1 protein-coding gene is annotated in these 229 nt (G+C 50.7%); it reads left to right on the forward strand.

The window, feature by feature from the left end; translation table 11 throughout:
* Window positions 1–31: 31 nt before the first annotated feature.
* On the forward strand, window positions 32–229 hold a 198-nt coding region (locus MWC30_RS22455), incomplete at its 3' end, for a hypothetical protein (RefSeq protein WP_244086385.1).

Here is a 229-nt window from a genome sequence, read left to right on the forward strand (position 1 = left end):
CCCGAGAGACAGCAAGCGATTCAAGGAAATCATGAATCTGCGCACTTCCACCGAGCGATGCAATTCCCTCAACGACACCTATCACCTCGACGGGTCCTGCAGGAACGCCGACTATGGGCTCATTCGCCTCACTCTCGCCAACATTGTGGAGCATGCCGTTGTCAACTATCTGGAAAAATCGAAAAAAACTTCTACAGCGGAACTGCTTGATCAAACACTTCGCGAAATC

Source organism: Desulforhabdus sp. TSK, from assembly GCF_022836495.1.
Taxonomy (GTDB): Bacteria; Desulfobacterota; Syntrophobacteria; order Syntrophobacterales; family Syntrophobacteraceae; genus Desulforhabdus.